Origin of the sequence: Geothrix rubra (genome assembly GCF_030268065.1) — a bacterium.
GTDB lineage: Bacteria > Acidobacteriota > Holophagae > Holophagales > Holophagaceae > Geothrix > Geothrix rubra.
Window position 1 is genome coordinate 830325 of the sequence record NZ_BSDD01000001.1, and the last position, 14324, is coordinate 844648.

General features: G+C 73.0%; 15 protein-coding genes. 11 read left to right on the forward strand and 4 right to left on the reverse strand.

Annotated elements, in window-relative coordinates; translation table 11 throughout:
* The first annotated feature begins 48 nt into the window (after positions 1-48).
* From QSJ33_RS03745 to QSJ33_RS03795, 11 genes are all read left to right on the forward strand, one after another.
* Positions 49-1812, forward strand: coding sequence for an aminotransferase class I/II-fold pyridoxal phosphate-dependent enzyme (locus tag QSJ33_RS03745; RefSeq protein ID WP_285723057.1), 1764 nt, complete (start codon positions 49-51; stop codon positions 1810-1812).
* Positions 1809-2393, forward strand: coding sequence for an imidazoleglycerol-phosphate dehydratase HisB (hisB, locus tag QSJ33_RS03750; RefSeq protein WP_285723059.1), 585 nt, complete (start codon positions 1809-1811; stop codon positions 2391-2393). Before QSJ33_RS03745 ends, hisB begins: the two co-directional genes overlap by 4 nt.
* Entirely contained in the window at positions 2390-3019 is a 630-nt protein-coding gene (gene hisH, locus QSJ33_RS03755; protein WP_285723061.1) for an imidazole glycerol phosphate synthase subunit HisH, read from the forward strand. Before hisB ends, hisH begins: the two co-directional genes overlap by 4 nt.
* Complete coding sequence (locus QSJ33_RS03760; protein WP_285723063.1) at positions 3010-3723, forward strand: 1-(5-phosphoribosyl)-5-[(5-phosphoribosylamino)methylideneamino]imidazole-4-carboxamide isomerase; 714 nt, start codon at positions 3010-3012, stop codon at positions 3721-3723. Before hisH ends, QSJ33_RS03760 begins: the two co-directional genes overlap by 10 nt.
* Positions 3723-4475, forward strand: a complete 753-nt coding sequence (hisF, locus tag QSJ33_RS03765) for an imidazole glycerol phosphate synthase subunit HisF (RefSeq protein WP_285723065.1) — start codon at positions 3723-3725, stop codon at positions 4473-4475. The genes QSJ33_RS03760 and hisF overlap by 1 nt, the downstream gene beginning before the upstream one ends.
* A 1-nt stretch (position 4476) precedes the next feature.
* A complete protein-coding gene (hisIE, locus tag QSJ33_RS03770) occupies positions 4477-5103 on the forward strand; it encodes a bifunctional phosphoribosyl-AMP cyclohydrolase/phosphoribosyl-ATP diphosphatase HisIE (protein ID WP_285723067.1) in 627 nt (208 codons plus the stop codon).
* Complete coding sequence (locus tag QSJ33_RS03775) at positions 5103-6068, forward strand: ATP phosphoribosyltransferase regulatory subunit (protein ID WP_285723069.1); 966 nt, start codon at positions 5103-5105, stop codon at positions 6066-6068. Before hisIE ends, QSJ33_RS03775 begins: the two co-directional genes overlap by 1 nt.
* Positions 6065-6703 (forward strand): ATP phosphoribosyltransferase, encoded by a 639-nt coding sequence (gene hisG / locus QSJ33_RS03780; protein WP_285723070.1) that lies wholly within the window; start codon positions 6065-6067, stop codon positions 6701-6703. Before QSJ33_RS03775 ends, hisG begins: the two co-directional genes overlap by 4 nt.
* 72 nt (positions 6704-6775) lie before the next feature.
* On the forward strand, positions 6776-7162 hold the full coding sequence (locus QSJ33_RS03785) for a BlaI/MecI/CopY family transcriptional regulator (protein WP_285723072.1): 387 nt from the start codon (positions 6776-6778) through the stop codon (positions 7160-7162).
* Entirely contained in the window at positions 7159-8727 is a 1569-nt protein-coding gene (locus tag QSJ33_RS03790; protein ID WP_285723074.1) for a M56 family metallopeptidase, read from the forward strand. Before QSJ33_RS03785 ends, QSJ33_RS03790 begins: the two co-directional genes overlap by 4 nt.
* Positions 8728-8730: 3 nt before the next feature.
* Positions 8731-9807, forward strand: coding sequence for a tetratricopeptide repeat protein (locus QSJ33_RS03795; RefSeq protein WP_285723076.1), 1077 nt, complete (start codon positions 8731-8733; stop codon positions 9805-9807).
* Positions 9808-9843: 36 nt separating this feature from the next.
* Here QSJ33_RS03795 and QSJ33_RS03800 read toward each other — a convergent pair whose 3' ends face one another.
* The 4 genes from QSJ33_RS03800 to QSJ33_RS03815 form a co-directional block, all read right to left on the reverse strand.
* Positions 9844-10344 carry a dual specificity protein phosphatase family protein gene (locus QSJ33_RS03800; protein WP_285723079.1) on the reverse strand — a complete coding sequence of 167 codons (501 nt, stop codon included), beginning with the start codon at positions 10342-10344 and terminating at the stop codon, positions 9844-9846.
* A 187-nt stretch (positions 10345-10531) separates the two neighbouring features.
* Positions 10532-11902: an oxygen-independent coproporphyrinogen III oxidase gene (gene hemN / locus QSJ33_RS03805; RefSeq protein ID WP_285723081.1), complete on the reverse strand. Its 1371-nt coding sequence runs from the start codon at positions 11900-11902 to the stop codon at positions 10532-10534.
* A 117-nt stretch (positions 11903-12019) separates the two neighbouring features.
* Positions 12020-13009 carry a uroporphyrinogen decarboxylase gene (gene hemE, locus QSJ33_RS03810; RefSeq protein ID WP_285723083.1) on the reverse strand — a complete coding sequence of 330 codons (990 nt, stop codon included), beginning with the start codon at positions 13007-13009 and terminating at the stop codon, positions 12020-12022.
* Positions 13010-13067: 58 nt separating this feature from the next.
* Positions 13068-14324: a glutamate-1-semialdehyde 2,1-aminomutase gene (locus QSJ33_RS03815; protein WP_285723085.1), complete on the reverse strand. Its 1257-nt coding sequence runs from the start codon at positions 14322-14324 to the stop codon at positions 13068-13070.

The following is a 14324-nucleotide window of genomic DNA, read 5'->3' on the forward strand; positions in this document are numbered from 1 at the left end:
GTGATCCCCGGAAGCCTCGCCTTCGCCTACCCTGATTTCGAGCCCCCCATGACCTTCCTCCGACCCGACCTGAACGATCTGCCCGCCTACCGGCGTCCCCCGGAACCGGAGGGCGGCGTCCGCCTCCACATGAACGAGGCCCCCACGGACTGGCCCCCGGCTGCCCGGGCGGCCCTCCTGGAGCGGCTGGCCCGGCTCCCCTTCCACCAGTACCCCGAGCGCCAGGGGGAACTCACCGAACGGTTGCGGCGGCGGATGGGCGCGCCCGAAGGCGGCCTGCTGCTGGGCCCCTCCTCCGGCGCCCTGCTGGACCTGGTGGCCATGGCGGGCTTGGAGCCCGGCGACACCGTGGGCATCCCCGATCCCGGCTTCAGCCTCTATCCGCTGCTCGTCCGCCGCCACGGCGGCCGCGTGCGGACCGTGCCCGTGGGCGAAGGCCTGCCCCTGGCCCCCTGGTTCGCGGCCCTGGACTGCCGGCAGCTCTGGCTCACCCTCCCCAACAACCCCACCGGCGCCTGGATCCCGCCGGCGGAGCTCGAGCCCCTGCTGGCGGCCGCCGCCGCCCGGCCCCGGCCGCCCCTCGTGGTGCTTGACGAGGCCTACGCCGAGTTCGCTCCCGCCACCCACCGGCTGGCGGTGGACCGCTACCCGAACCTCCTGCTGCTCCGCACCTTCAGCAAGGCCCTGGCCTCCGCCGCCTGGCGGCTCGGCTACCTGATCGGCGATCCGATCCTGGTGGGGAAGCTGGCCGCCCTGCAGCTCCCCTATTCCCTGCCCGCCGCCAGCCTGGAGGCCCTGGACGTGGCCCTGGACTTCGCCGCCGCGTTCGAGGCCACGGTGCGCGCCCTGCCGGAACGCCGGGAGCGCCTCGCCGCCGCCTTGCCCGCCCACCGGGCCGCCCCCAGCGAAGCCAACTTCCTCCTGGTGTCCCCGGACCCCGCCGATTCCCTGGAGGCCGCCGGCCTGAAGGTGCGGCGCCTGGCGTCCGCCGACGCGGCGCGCATGACCGTGGGCGACGAGCCCGCCACCGCCCGCGTGGCCCGGGCCCTGGGCGGGACGCTGCCGCCGCCCGCGCCCCGGCCGCGGCGGCGGCTCCTGGCCCTGGACATCGACGGCGTGCTCATCGACGCGGACCGCAGCTTCATGGAAGCCGTGGCCCGCGCCCTGGCGGACCTGCGCCCGGCCCTGCCCTGGTCCGACGGGGCGTACCGCGCCTTCAAGCGCCTGGGCGGCTTCAACAACGACTTCCGCCTCGCCGCCGGAGCCCTGGCCCTGGCCGAAATCCACGGGGACCGCGACCTTGCGCCGCTGCTCACCGCCGCCGATGGCCGCGGCCTCCCCGAACTGGAGGCGCGGATGGCCGCCCTGGAGCCGGAGGCCCAGATCGCCGTCCAGCGCCACTACGCGGACACCATCCAGCTGGAGAAGCCCCTGGTGGCCCTGGCGGACCTGGAGGCCACCGGCTGGGACCTGGCGGTGCTCACGGGCCGTCCGCCGGAGGAGCTGGATCTCGCCTGGCGGGTGCTGGGCTTCCGCCTGCCCGCCGTCTGCGATGCCGCGCCGCACCTGCGGAAGCCGGAGCCCGCGGGCCTGCTCCAGCTGGCCGACGCCTTCCGGTCCGAGGAGGTGGTCTTCGCCGGGGACACGGTGGACGACGCCCGCTGCCTCCGGGCCGCGGCGGCCCTGCGGCCCGAGATCGCCTGGCGCTTCGCGGCGCTGGGGGAGGACCGGGACCGCTTCGCGGCGCCCGGGGATGTCCAGTTCGCGAGCCTCCGCGAGCTGCTGCCGATGCTGACGAGGGAGCCCGCATGAGAACCGCCGCCATCGAACGCCGCACCGCCGAGACCCGAGTGAGCCTCCAGCTGGCCCTGGATGGGGGCGAGACCCGCATCCGCACGGGCCTGGGCTTCTTCGACCACATGCTGATGCAGCTGGCGCGCCACGGCGGGCTGGGCCTCGTGATCGAGGCGGAGGGCGACCTGCCCGTGGACAGCCACCACCTCGTCGAGGACGTGGGCCTCTGCCTGGGCGATGCCCTGAAGGAGGCCCTGGGCGACCGCGCGGGCCTCGCCCGGTTCGCCCACGCCTACGTGCCCCTGGACGAGGCCCTGGCTCGGGTGGTGGTGGACCTCTCCGGCCGGCCCTGGTGCGAATTCCATGCGGACCTGCCGCCGGTGGTGCTGGGCGACGGCTTCCAGACGGAGATGGTGCGGGAGTTCTTCATCGCCCTGGCCATGCGGGGCGGGCTGGCCCTCCACGCGGACCTGCTGCGGGGCGTGAACACCCATCACAAGGTCGAGGCCCTCTTCAAGGCCCTCGCCCGGGCCCTGCGCGGGGCCGTCCGCCTCGAGGGGAGCGGGATCCCCTCCACGAAGGGGACCCTGTCGGCATGATCACGCTCATCGACTACGGCGCCGGCAACCTGGCCTCCCTGGAGGGGGCCCTCGACCGGCTGGGCCTCGAGTACGTGCGGGCCGAGCGCCCCGACCAGGGCGCGGAAACCGGTCCCCTCGTGCTTCCGGGCGTGGGCCACTTCGAAGCCGCCCAGAAGGCCTTGCGCGACCGGGGCTGGTGGCGGGAGATCCCCGGCCTCGTGGCCGACGGCCGCCCCCTCCTGGGCATCTGCCTGGGCCTCCAGCTCCTGGCGGAGGGCAGCGAGGAGGCGCCCCGCGCCACGGGACTGTCCCTGCTGCCCGGCATCGTGCGCCGCCTGGGACCGGGGGTGAAGGTGCCCCACATGGGCTGGAGCCAGATCCAGCCGAACATCCCCCACCCCGGGCTGCCCGACGCCAAGGGCGCCTGGCTCTACTTCGTCCACAGCTACGCCCTGGACCCGGGCCGGGAGACCGTCTACACCGCCCGCCACGGGCGCCCGTTCTCCGCCGTGGAGGCCCGGGGCACGGTCATGGGCTTCCAGCCCCACCCCGAGAAGTCCGGCCCCGCCGGGCTGCTCCTGCTCCAGTCGGCCCTGGCCTGGATGGGCGCCGCCGCGCCGACCCCGGAGGCCCCATGCAACTGATCCCCAGCCTGGACCTCCTGGATGGCCGGCTGGTGCGCCTGCGCCACGGCGATCCCGCCCAGGCCACCTTCTACGACCTGGCGCCGGAGGCCTGGGTGGCGCGCCTCGCGGCGGCAGGCGCCCGCCGCATCCACCTCGTGGACCTGGACGGCGCCTTCGGGCGGCCCCGCCAGGGTGCGTTCCTCCGCTTCCCGGCGACGTTCCCCGGCCTGCACTTCCAGCTCGGCGGGGGCCTCCGCGATCGCGCCGCCATCCAGGAGGTGCTGGACCTGGGCTTCGACGCGGTGGTGGGCACCCTCGCCGTGGAGCAGCCCCTGGCGCTGAAGGGGCTGCCGGGCGATCGCCTCATCGCGGCCCTGGACCTCAAGGACGGCCGCATCGTCACCCGCGGCTGGCAGACGGCCAGCGCCTGCGCCTCGACGGATGTCTTCGAGTCCCTGCTGGTGCTGGGCTTCGATCGGGCCCTCGTCACCGACGTGGGCCGCGACGGCACCCTGGAGGGACCGGGCCTCGACGCCGTCGCCCAGGTGGCGAAGGAGGGCTTCCGGGTGCAGGCCTCCGGCGGCCTCCGCGCCCTCGGCGACCTCGCGCCCCTGGCCCGCATCCCGGGGGTGGTCGGCGCCATCAGCGGCAAGGCCCTCCTGGAGGGCGTGCTCCCCCTGGACGATCCCGCCACCCGGGCGGCCCTGGAAGGAGCGGCCTGATGCCCGCCAAGCGCGTGATCCCCTGCCTCGACGTGAAGCTCGGCCGCGTGGTGAAGGGCGTCCAGTTCAAGGACCTCCGGGACCTGGGCCACCCCGTGGACCTGGCCAGGCGCTACGACCTGGAGGGCGCGGACGAGCTGGTCTTCCTCGACATCTCGGCCAGCCTGGAGAACCGGGGCACCCGCGAGGCCTGGGTCCGCGAGGTGGCCCGGGAACTGAGCATCCCCTTCACCGTCGGCGGCGGCGTCTCCTGCGTGGATGACGCGAAGCGCCTCCTCCGGGCCGGGGCGGACAAGGTGGCCGTGAACACGGCGGCGGCACAGCGGCCGGCGCTGGTGACGGAACTGGCGGACGCCTTCGGCCGCCAGTGCGTGGTGGCCGCGGTGGACGTCAAGCGGGATGCCGACCTGGGCTGGCGCGTCTACCTCAAGGGGGGCACCGAGCCCACCGAGCGGGCGGCCCTGGACTGGCTCTGGGAGCTGAACGAGCTGGGCGCCGGCGAGATCCTGCTCACCTCCATGGACCGCGACGGCACCGGCGCGGGCTTCGACATCCAGCTGCTGGAGCGGGCCTCGGAGCTGCCGATCCCCCTCATCGCCTCCGGCGGCGCGGGCCTGGAGATCCACTTCCTGGAGGCCCTCGAACACGGCGCCGACGCCGTGCTCGCCGCCACCCTCTTCCACGAGGGCATCCTCCCCATCCCCCGGCTCAAGGCCTACCTCGCCCACAACGGCATCCTCGTGCGGACCTGACATGAACCCCGACGCGCTCCGATTCGGCCCCGACGGCCTCCTCCCCGGCATCGTGCAGAGCCCCGCCGGCGAGGTCCGCATGATGGCCTGGCTCAACCGCGAGGCCCTGCGCCTCACCCTCGAGACCGGCTTCGTCACCTTCTGGAGCCGCTCCCGCCAGGAACTCTGGACCAAGGGCGCCACCAGCGGGAACCGCCTGAAGCTCCTCCAGGTCCGTCCGGACTGCGATGGCGACGCCCTGCTCATCCTCGCGGAGCCGGAAGGCCCCAGCTGCCATCGCGGCACCGACAGCTGCTTCGACGGCGACGAGCCCTGGCCCGCCACCCTGCCCTGGCTGGGGCGCCTGGAGGCCCTGCTGGCATCGCGCCGGGCCGCGGCGGATCCGGCCGGAAGCTACACCCAGCGCCTCTTCGCCCAGGGCGTGGACCGCATCGGCAAGAAGGTGGTGGAGGAGGCCGGTGAGGTGGTCATCGCTGCGAAAAACGAGGACCGGGAGGCCTTCCTGGGCGAGGCCGCGGACCTGATCTTCCACCTCGACCTGCTGCTCCTTGCGAAGGGCGCCTCCCTGCGTGACGTGGTGGATGTGCTGCAGCGGCGCCACGCGGACGCCACCGGAGGGAAGGCCTGATGCCCGTCCGCACACCCCACTTCCCCGATCTCCTCTTCGACGCCGCCGCCCGGCTGCGCCGCTGGGAGGACGCCCTCATGGCGCTGCTGGCCGCCCAGGGCTACCGGGAGCTGCACCCCTCGCTGGTGCTCCGGGAGCCCGTGCCCGAGGGGGCCCTCCGCTTCTTTGACGGGGACGACCTGGTGGCCCTGCGCTGGGACTTCACCGTGGCCCTGGCGGGACTGCTGGCCCGGCGCTTCCCCGACCCCCCGGACCGCGTGGCCTACGCCGGCGCCGTGTTCCGCCGCCCCGTGCAGCCCTGGGAGGCGGTGGAGCGCTTCGAGGTGGGCTGCGAGCGCATCCAGCCCGCGGACGAACCCTCCGCCGAGGCCGACGTGGAGCTGGCCCGCCTGCTCATGGCCGTCCCGGCGGTCCTGGGCCTGAAGCGCGCCATCCTGCACCTGGGCAACGCCGCCCTCGTCCGCCGCCCCCTGGAAGCCGAGAACCTGCCGCCGGGCCTGGCGAAGGCCGTGGTGGCCGCCCTCTCCCGCCGGGCCGCCCACCGCGTCCACGAGGCCCTGGGCGACCACCCGGCGGCAGGCCGCCTCACGGCCCACGCCGAGGCCCTGCTCTCCGACCTCGATGGCCCCGAGTCGCTGAAGGCCCTGGATGCGAGTCCCTATGCGGACCTCCTGGCGGAAGAGCGCGATCACATGGGCCGGGCCCTGAAGGCCATCCTCCCCATCCTGCCGGACCGCCTGGACCTGCGCGTGGACCTGGCGGACGTGGCCGGGCTGGACTTCTACACCGGACCCACCCTGCGCCTCTGGGCCCCGGGCGCCCAGCAGGAGCTGGCGGCGGGGGGCCGCTACGACCGGCTGTTCCCCGAGCTGGGCCGTCCCTGGCGGGCCGCGGGGTTCTGCGTGCGCCTCTCGCGCCTCCTGGACCTGGCCGGCACCCGGCCCGACCTGTTCGAGCTCCCATGACCCGTCCTCTCCTCATCGCCTTCCCCAAGGGCCGGCTCGGCGACGAGCTGGTGCCTCGGCTGGCGGGTACGCCCCTGGCCCTCGACGCCGCGGCCCTGAAGTCCCGCGTGCTCCGCATCCCCACCGCCACGCCGGGCGTGGCGGCCCTGCTGCTCAAGGGCAGCGATCTGCCCCGCTACGTGGCGGCCGGCGTGGCGAGCCTGGGCATCGTGGGCTCCGACACCCTGGACGAGCTGGACATGGACCTGCTGGAGCTGGCGGACCTCGGCTTCGGCGCCTGCCGCCTGTCCCTCTGCACCCCCGCAGGCGTGACCCTGGAGCACCTGCAGGCCCGGCCCCATCTCCGCCTGGCCACCAAGTTCCCCCGGGCCACCGAGGCCTGGCTGGCCCGCGAGGGCCTCACCGCCGAGCTGGTGCCCCTCAGCAGCAGCGTGGAACTGGCCCCCCTCCTGGGCCTGGCGGACGCCATCGTGGACCTGGTCCAGACCGGGAGCACCCTGAAGGCCCACGGCCTGGTGGAGGCCGCCGTCCTGGGCCGCTCCTCCGCCCGACTCGTGGCCGCCCGGGGCGCCACCCTCAGCGAGCCCGGCCGGATCAAGCCCCTGGCGGAGATCCTCATCGGAGCCCTGAAGTAGAAAAAGTACGAACCGATTCGTTGACAAATCCGAATCGGTTCGTACATTGGAGGTCATCCACCCGGGAGACCCATGACCACCGACCCCGTCCGTCCGTCCGATGGCGAGCTCGCCATCCTTCGGGTGCTCTGGGACCGGGGCCCCTCCACGGTCCGCGACGTACACGCGGACCTGGCGAAGGGCCGGGACATCGGGTACACCACCGTGCTGAAGCTCCTGCAGATCATGGTGGACAAGGGCCTGGTCACCCGTGACGAGTCCGCGCGGAGCCACGTGTACCAGGCCGCCCAGGGGGAGGCGCCCACGCAGGCCTGCCTGCTGCGGGAGCTGATGGACAAGGCCTTCGAGGGCAGCGCCAAGTCGCTGGTCCTGAGGGCCCTCACCGAAGCCCCCACCGGAGCGGCGGAACTGGAGGAGATCCAGGCCTTCCTGGACCGCCTCCGGAAGGGGCGGCCATGAGCCCGATCCTCCTGGCCCCCATGCTCCACCGGCTGGGGCTCACCGTCCTCCACGCCCTGTGGGAGGACGCCCTGGTCGGCCTCGCCGCCTGGGCCGGACTCGTCCTGCTCCGGCGGGCGGAGGCCCGGCTCCGCTACCGCTGGGCCTGCCTGGGCCTGGCCGCCATGGTGCTGGCTCCGGCCCTCACCTACGCGGCCCTGGGCTCCGGGGAGCCTGTGTCCGGTCGCATGCTTTCCGGCCTCGGGTTGTGGGCCGCCCCCGTCACCGGCGGGGCCGATCCCACCCGGTTCCGGTTCGAGACGCTCCTCCCCTGGCTCGCCCTGGGATGGCTGCTCGGGGCGGCGCTCATGCTCCTCCGCCTCGGCGGGGGACTGTGGTGGCTGGATCGGCGCTACCTGGCCCAGGCCCGGCCGGCGCCGGCCGGCTGGGAGGCCCGGTTCCAGGTCCTGGCCCGGCGCATGGGGCTTTCCCGCCGGGTGCGCCTGCTGGCCTCGGACCGCGCGGATTCCCCGCTGGCCCTGGGCTGGCTGAAGCCGGTGGTCCTGGTCCCGGCCTCGGCCTTCCTCGCGCTCCCGCCCGAGGCCCTGGAGGCGGTGCTGGCCCACGAACTGGCCCACCTCCGGCGCGGGGACTACCTCGCCAACCTCCTGCAGACCCTGGCGGAGGCCTTCCTGTTCTTCCACCCCGCCGCCTGGTGGCTCTCGCGCCAGATCCGGGAGACCCGGGAGCACTGCTGCGACGATGCCGCCGCAGCGCTCCTGGGGGATCCCCTGCCCCTGGCCCAGGGCCTCGCGACCCTGGCCGCCCTGCGACGGTCCACCCCTTCCGATCCCGATCCGGCCCTCGCGGCCGCCCGAGGCCCTCTCATGCAGCGCATCAACCGCCTCTTCAAACCCCAGCCCGCGCCCATCCCCTCCCTGCGCGGGCTCGCCCTCCTCCTCGCCGGGGCCACCCTGCTCGGCGCCACGGCCCTGGCGAGCCGCCAGCCCCCGGTCCCCCTGTCGTCCACCCCGCTGAAGCTGCGCTTCCAGCCCGAGCCTCCCCCCTATCCGCCGGAGGCCAAGAAGCAACGCATCCAGGGCACGGTGGTCGTGGACCTGGTGGTGGATGACCTCGGCATCCCCGTCCGGGCCCATGCGGTGAAGGGCCCCCAGGCCCTGCGGAGCACGGCGGTGGCCTACGCCCTGGGCTGGCGCTTCGAGCCCGGCCTGCGGGACGGGAAGCCCTCGACCACCCGCTTCCGCCTCACCATGCCCTTCCGGCTGGGCCCGGCCCCCGGGCCCGTCCAGGATTTCGACTTCAGGCAGATCCGCGTCGCCCACCAGCCCGAGCCGCCGGCCTACCCCGCCGAGGCCAAGGCCCGGCGGATCCAGGGCACCGTGGTCGTCTCCCTGGTCGTGGGGACCGATGGCGTACCGGAATCCGCCGAGGCCCTGGAGGGTCCGGACGAGCTGCGGCCCACCGCCGTGGCCTATGCGAAGGGCTGGCGCTTCGAACCCGCGCAGGTGGACGGCAAGCCCGTGAAGGCCCGGTTCAAGCTGACCATGCCCTTCCGCCTCAGGTAGCACGTGCGGCCACGGGGCATCCTGCTCGCTCCCCTCCTCCTCCTGGGAGCCTGCCGGCCACCGGCCCAGCCGGCTCCGGACCGGGAGGCCTCCCTGGAGGCGGCCGCACGGGCGGCGGCGGCATCGACCCCCGCCGCCCTGCGGGGCGACTTCCTCGAAGGCTTCCGGATGGGCGCCCGCATGGTGTGGGAGGCCACGACCCAGCGCCGCGTCCCCTGGCTGCCCCGGATGGGGGAACCCGGTCCGGCGCCCCTGCCCGAAGCGGCCCGGGCCATGGGCGTGGTGGCCGTGGACCCCGGCCCCAGGATCGAACAGGATGCCGCCACGGGCTTCCCCATCCGCTTCCTGGATCCCGCGGCCGGCGGCTTCGGCCCGGGCGAGGTGGCGGGATTCGCCTGGGCCCTGGCCCCGGTCCGGGAGCGTCTCTGCCACCCCGCACCCCTTCCGGCCCTCCCGGGAGGAGAGGCCTGGAAGGCCTGGCACCCCCAGGGCGTCCTCCTGTCCACCCCGGGCCTCCAGGTCCAGGTGCACCTCGTCGGGAACGCCCTCCTCTGGTCCTGGATGGGGAACGGCTTCCCCCCGCAGCATGCCTGGCGGCGGGCCCCGGACTGGCTCGTCCCGAGGGCCCTGGCCCTCCGCGACCAGGCCCTCTGGGTCGCCACCGAGACGCACGGTGCCGTGGCCCTGGACCTGCGGACCGGCCTGGTCGTCGCCCTCCAGGCCGGGGGCGTCCCCGCGCCGGAATCCGAGGCGCGGGCCCGGGAAGACCAGCGGAAGCAGGAGGCGGCGGAGGACCTCCGCGAGCGTCCCCAGCGGCTCGCCCGGGCCGGCCGGGGCGAGCCGGCCGCGATGCTCGAGCTGGCCTGGGCCGCAGAGGAGCCGGCTGAACAGGCCGCCTGGTTCCGTAAGGCCGCCGAGGCCGGGGATGCCGAGGGCATGTACGAACTGGGCGTCCGCCTCTACCAGGGGCGGGGCGTGGCGGAGGACCGGAGGGAGGCCCGGGAGTGGTTCCAGCGGGCCGCCCGGGCCGGGAACCCCAAGGCCCGGGAAGTCCTGGCGGGGCTCTTCAAGGAGCCGTGAACCGCTCCCGCCTGCCGCAGCCGGGCGGGAGGTTCTCTAGGTCCGTCCCTTCGAGCTGAGGTACCTCCGCAGGGCGGCCTCGGTCTCGGGAAGCTTCAGTCCAGCCTGCCTGGAGAGGGCGATCGCCTCGTCCACGGACATCCCCCTGTCCAGCACCAGCCAGGGGCAGACCGCCGCGGCGGCCCGGTTGCCGTTGCTGCAGTGGACGAGGACTTTCGAGCCCTTGGGGAGGTCCCGGATGATCGCCCGCAGGAACTCGAAGTCGCCGTTGGGGGGCGCGGCGCTGATGGCGTAGCGGAGGTACGACACACCCAGATCCGACATCCTCGAGGCCTCGGACTCGCAGTCCAGGTTCGGCTCCGTGTCGCGGCGCAGGTCGATCACATGGGTGATGTGCTGCTTCTTGATGGCGGCGCAGATGGTGTCGTTGGGCAGGCCCTTCAGCACGAACACGCCGGGGCGCACCTCCACGGCGCCGGGGATGGCCGACTGCGGGGCCTGGACGATCAGGGCGGGAAGGAGAAGGAAGGGCAGCATGGGGCCTCCGCGGTGGGTCCGCGGCAGGCCGCCGGCCGGGCACATCGGGTCCACCGGCTCCGGAAACACCCGGAATCTGCCGGACTGCAGGGCCGCCACCCGGCGCGGCGAACCTCCGCACTCCCCAGTGTAGGCCCTGTGCCTCGCTATTCAATACTTCCGGGTCGCGATTGGTTGAAAACCGGGATCAGACGGTCCGCGAGAACGGGGTCTTCGCGCTCAGCTTCGCCAGGTAGGCATCGAAGGGCTGCACGAGGTTGCGCACGAAGCGGCGGCCCAGGGGCGTGATGAACACCCCTTCCGGCTTCAGCTCCACCGTGCCCTGGGGCACCTCATCCTGGAGCTGGGCGACGGCATCCGCGAAGTGGGCCGGGCCGTCCACGCCGAAGCGGGCGCGCAGGTCCTCCCAGCGCAGCTCGAAGTGGCCCATGAGGCGGTGGATGACCCAGCGGCGCAGCTCGTCGTCCTCGGAGAGCCGGTGGCCCTTGTGGACGGCCAGCTTCCCGTCGGTGATGGAGCGCTCCCACTTCGCGAGGATCTTCTCGTTCTGGGCGTACACCCCGGCCACGTTGGAGATGGCGCTGGGGCCGAAGCCCAGCAGGTCCGTGCCGGCGGCCACGGCGTAGCCCATGAAGTTGCGGATGAGGCGGCCCTCCTTCACGGCCTTGGCCATGGGATCGTTGGGGTGGGCGAAATGGTCCATGCCGATGGCCACGTAGCCGGCCTTCTCCAGGATGTCCGAGGCCAGGAGCAGGAGCTCCAGCCGCAGGTCCGGCGAGGGCAGCGTCTCCGCGGGGATGCTGCGCTGGAAGGGCATGATGCTCGGCAGGTAGGCGAATCCGTAGATCGCCATGCGGTCCGGCGACAGCTCCAGGGTGGATTCCAGGGTGCGGCGGAAGGTGTCCATGGTCTGGCCCGGCAGGCCGTACACCAGGTCCAGGTTCACGCCGTCGAAGCCCAGCTCGCGGCACTGCTTCATGGCGGTGAGGGTGTGGTCCCAGGTCTGGCCGCGGGTGATGAGCGCCTGCACGTTCTCGTCCAGGTCCTGCACGCCGAAGGAGACACGGTTGAAGCCCATCTCCCGGAGGGCCGGCAGCTGGTCGGGCTCCAGGAAGGTGGGATCCACCTCGATGGCGATCTCCGCCCCCGGCTGGAACTCGAAGCGCTCCTTGAAGAGGTTGAAGGTGCGCCGCAGGTCGGCGGCGTTCAGGTAGGTGGGCGTGCCGCCGCCCCAGTGGAGCTGCAGGGCCTTGCGCCGGTCCGGCATGCGCGAGACCACCAGGTCCAGCTCCTTCGTCACCGCGGCCAGGTAGGCCTCGACGGGATCGTACTGGGGGCTCACCACCACGTTGCAGCCGCAGTAGGCGCAGCGACGCGGGCAGAAGGGGATGTGCAGGTAGAGCGACAGGGCCTCGTCCTTGCGGGCATTGGCCCGCTCCAGGGCGGAGAGCACCTCCGCCTCGGGGAAGTCGTCCGACCAGGCCGGCGGCATGGGGTAGCCCGTGTACCGGGGGCCCGGACGGTCATAACGGCGGATCAAATCAGCGAGCTGGTTCATGGGAGAGATCCAATCTGGTGTCGAAACAACCTAGAACAATGGATTATCACCGCCGGGGCGCCAGGATCGCCAGGAAGAGTGGAAATTCCCTCCTTGGCGCCCTTGGCGGTGTGCCATTCAGGCCTTCACTTCATCGAGGACGGCCGCCACCACGGCGGGATCGGTCTCGGGCACCAGCCCGTGGCCGAGGTTGAAGATGTGGGGATGGCCCTTCATGGCGTCCACGATGGCCCGGGCCTTCTTCCGCGCCACCTCCGGACCGGCCAGGAGGGCGATGGGATCCAGGTTGCCCTGGAGCACCATCTTCGGGAAGCGGCGGCGGGCCTCGGCGATGGGCACCTGCCAGGGCACGGCCAGGCCCTTGCAGGGCAGCTGGTTGAGGCTGTCGGGCAGGTAGCCGGTGCGGGCGAAGAAGAGCGTCGGCGCGGCGGTCACCTGGGCCAGGGTGCGCTGCACGGAGGGCAGGGCGAAGGTGGCGTAGTCGTCCGCATCCAGCTCGCCGGCCCAGGTGTCGAAGAGCTGCACCCCCTGGGCGCCGGCCTCGATGTGGAGGTTCAGCAGCCGCGCGGCGGCGTCCGCCAGCTTGTCCAGCCACTTGCGGGCCAGCACGGGCTCCTGGTGCAGGAAGGCCTTGGCCTTCGCCCAGCTCTTGCTGCCCTTCCCCTCGATGCCATAGGCCAGCAGGGTCCAGGGGGCCCCGGCAAAGCCCAGCATGGTGACCTTGGCGGGCAGTTCGGCCTTCACCTTGCGGATGGCGGCACAGACGGGTTCGAACACCTTCTCGTCCAGGGGGCGGTCGATGTCGATCTGGTCCAGCGTCTTCCCGATGCGGGGCCCGCCCTCGGGGATGGTCACCTCGCAGCCCAGCGCGTCGAGGATCACGAGGATGTCGCTGAAGATGATGGCGCCGTCGATCTGCGGGAAGCGGCGGATGGGCTGGAGGGTCACTTCCGCGGCCAGGTCCGAGTCGTTGAGGAGCTGCTCGAAGGTGGCCTTGGCCCGGACGGCGCGGTACTCGGGCAGGAAGCGTCCGGCCTGGCGCATGAACCAGACGGGGGGCTTGTCGAGGGCCTCGCCGTTGAGAACGCGGAGGAGGGGCTGGGTCATTGCATCACCAAGAAATCCATTCACCGCAGAGGACGCAGAGAACGCAGAGGAAAGAGGATCAGGCGAAAGCCTTAGCCACGGCGGCCACGGCCTGTTTGAAGTGGTCCAGCTCGGCGTCGCCGTGGGCGCCGCTGAGGAAGGCCACCTCGTAGCCGCTGGGGGGCAGGTACACGTCCTGGCCGAGCAACGCCCGGTGCAGGCGGTTGAAGCTGCTGATGGCCTCCCCCTTCACGGCATCGCTGCGGCGGACGCCGTCCTGGAACAGGGGCCAGAGCAGGCTGCCGTAGCGGGGGCAGTGCAGGCCTGGGAGGGTCTCGAAGGCCGCGGCCCACTTGGCCGCGTTGGCCTCCAGGCCGGCGTAGAAGGCGGGGGTCAGCCGCTCCATGGTGGCCAGGCCCGCAGCCATGGCCACGGGGTTGCCGGAGAGCGTGCCCGCCTGGTAGACGGGGCCGTCGGGTGCAACCACGCCCATGATGTCCTTCCGGCCGCCGTAGAGGCCCACGGGCATGCCGCCGCCGATGATCTTGCCGTAGGTGGCCAGGTCGGGCGTGATGCCCAGCCGTTCCGCCGCGCCGCCGGGGGCGACGCGGAAGCCGCTGATGACCTCGTCGAAGATGAGGATCACGCCGTGCTTCGTGCAGAGCTCGCGCAGGCGCTGGAGGAACTCGGGGCGCTGGAGCAGGAGGCCGTTGTTGGCGGGGATGGGTTCGATGATGGCCGCAGCCAGCTCGCTTCCGAGCTCCGCGAAGGTCCGCTCCAGGGTCTCCAGGTCGTCCAGGGACACCACGGAGGTCAGCTCCGCGATGCCCTTGGGCACGCCGGCGCTGGTGGGGGCCCCGAAGGTGACGAGGCCGGAGCCGGCCTTCACCAGCAGGCCGTCGCTGTGGCCGTGGTAGCAGCCGTCGAACTTCAGGATGCGATCCCGGCCCGTGAAGCCGCGGGCGGCCCGCAGGGCGGACATGACGGCCTCGGTGCCCGAGGACACGAAGCGCATCTTCTCGATGAAGGGCACCATCGCCTTGATCTTCCGGGCCAGGGCCAGCTCCCTCCGGCTGGGAGCGCCGAAGGTGAGGCCCTCGTGCATGGCCTCGTTCACCGCAGCCAGGATGTCGGGCTGGGCATGGCCCAGGATCAGCGGGCCCCAGGACATGCAGAGGTCCAGGAACCGCTGGCCGTCCTCGTCCTCGAACCAGGCGCCCGAGGCCTTGCGGAAGAACTTCGGCGTCCCGCCCACCGCGCGGAAGGCCCGCACGGGGCTGGAGACGCCGCCGGGAAAGTGGGTGAGGGCTTCGGCAAACAGGGTGTCATTCGACAT

Excerpts from the sequence above, each read along its gene's own strand:
- QSJ33_RS03745 (WP_285723057.1), top strand. The coding sequence starts at position 49 with ATGACCTTCCTCCGACCCGACCTGAACGATCTGCCCGCCTACCGGCGT.
- hisB (WP_285723059.1), top strand. The coding sequence starts at position 1,809 with ATGAGAACCGCCGCCATCGAACGCCGCACCGCCGAGACCCGAGTGAGC.
- hisH (WP_285723061.1), top strand. The coding sequence starts at position 2,390 with ATGATCACGCTCATCGACTACGGCGCCGGCAACCTGGCCTCCCTGGAG.
- QSJ33_RS03760 (WP_285723063.1), top strand. The coding sequence starts at position 3,010 with ATGCAACTGATCCCCAGCCTGGACCTCCTGGATGGCCGGCTGGTGCGC.
- hisF (WP_285723065.1), top strand. The coding sequence starts at position 3,723 with ATGCCCGCCAAGCGCGTGATCCCCTGCCTCGACGTGAAGCTCGGCCGC.
- hisIE (WP_285723067.1), top strand. The coding sequence starts at position 4,477 with ATGAACCCCGACGCGCTCCGATTCGGCCCCGACGGCCTCCTCCCCGGC.
- QSJ33_RS03775 (WP_285723069.1), top strand. The coding sequence starts at position 5,103 with ATGCCCGTCCGCACACCCCACTTCCCCGATCTCCTCTTCGACGCCGCC.
- hisG (WP_285723070.1), top strand. The coding sequence starts at position 6,065 with ATGACCCGTCCTCTCCTCATCGCCTTCCCCAAGGGCCGGCTCGGCGAC.
- QSJ33_RS03785 (WP_285723072.1), top strand. The coding sequence starts at position 6,776 with ATGACCACCGACCCCGTCCGTCCGTCCGATGGCGAGCTCGCCATCCTT.
- QSJ33_RS03790 (WP_285723074.1), top strand. The coding sequence starts at position 7,159 with ATGAGCCCGATCCTCCTGGCCCCCATGCTCCACCGGCTGGGGCTCACC.
- QSJ33_RS03800 (WP_285723079.1), bottom strand. The coding sequence starts at position 10,344 with ATGCTGCCCTTCCTTCTCCTTCCCGCCCTGATCGTCCAGGCCCCGCAG.
- hemN (WP_285723081.1), bottom strand. The coding sequence starts at position 11,902 with ATGAACCAGCTCGCTGATTTGATCCGCCGTTATGACCGTCCGGGCCCC.
- hemE (WP_285723083.1), bottom strand. The coding sequence starts at position 13,009 with ATGACCCAGCCCCTCCTCCGCGTTCTCAACGGCGAGGCCCTCGACAAG.
- QSJ33_RS03815 (WP_285723085.1), bottom strand. The coding sequence starts at position 14,324 with ATGTCGAATGACACCCTGTTTGCCGAAGCCCTCACCCACTTTCCCGGC.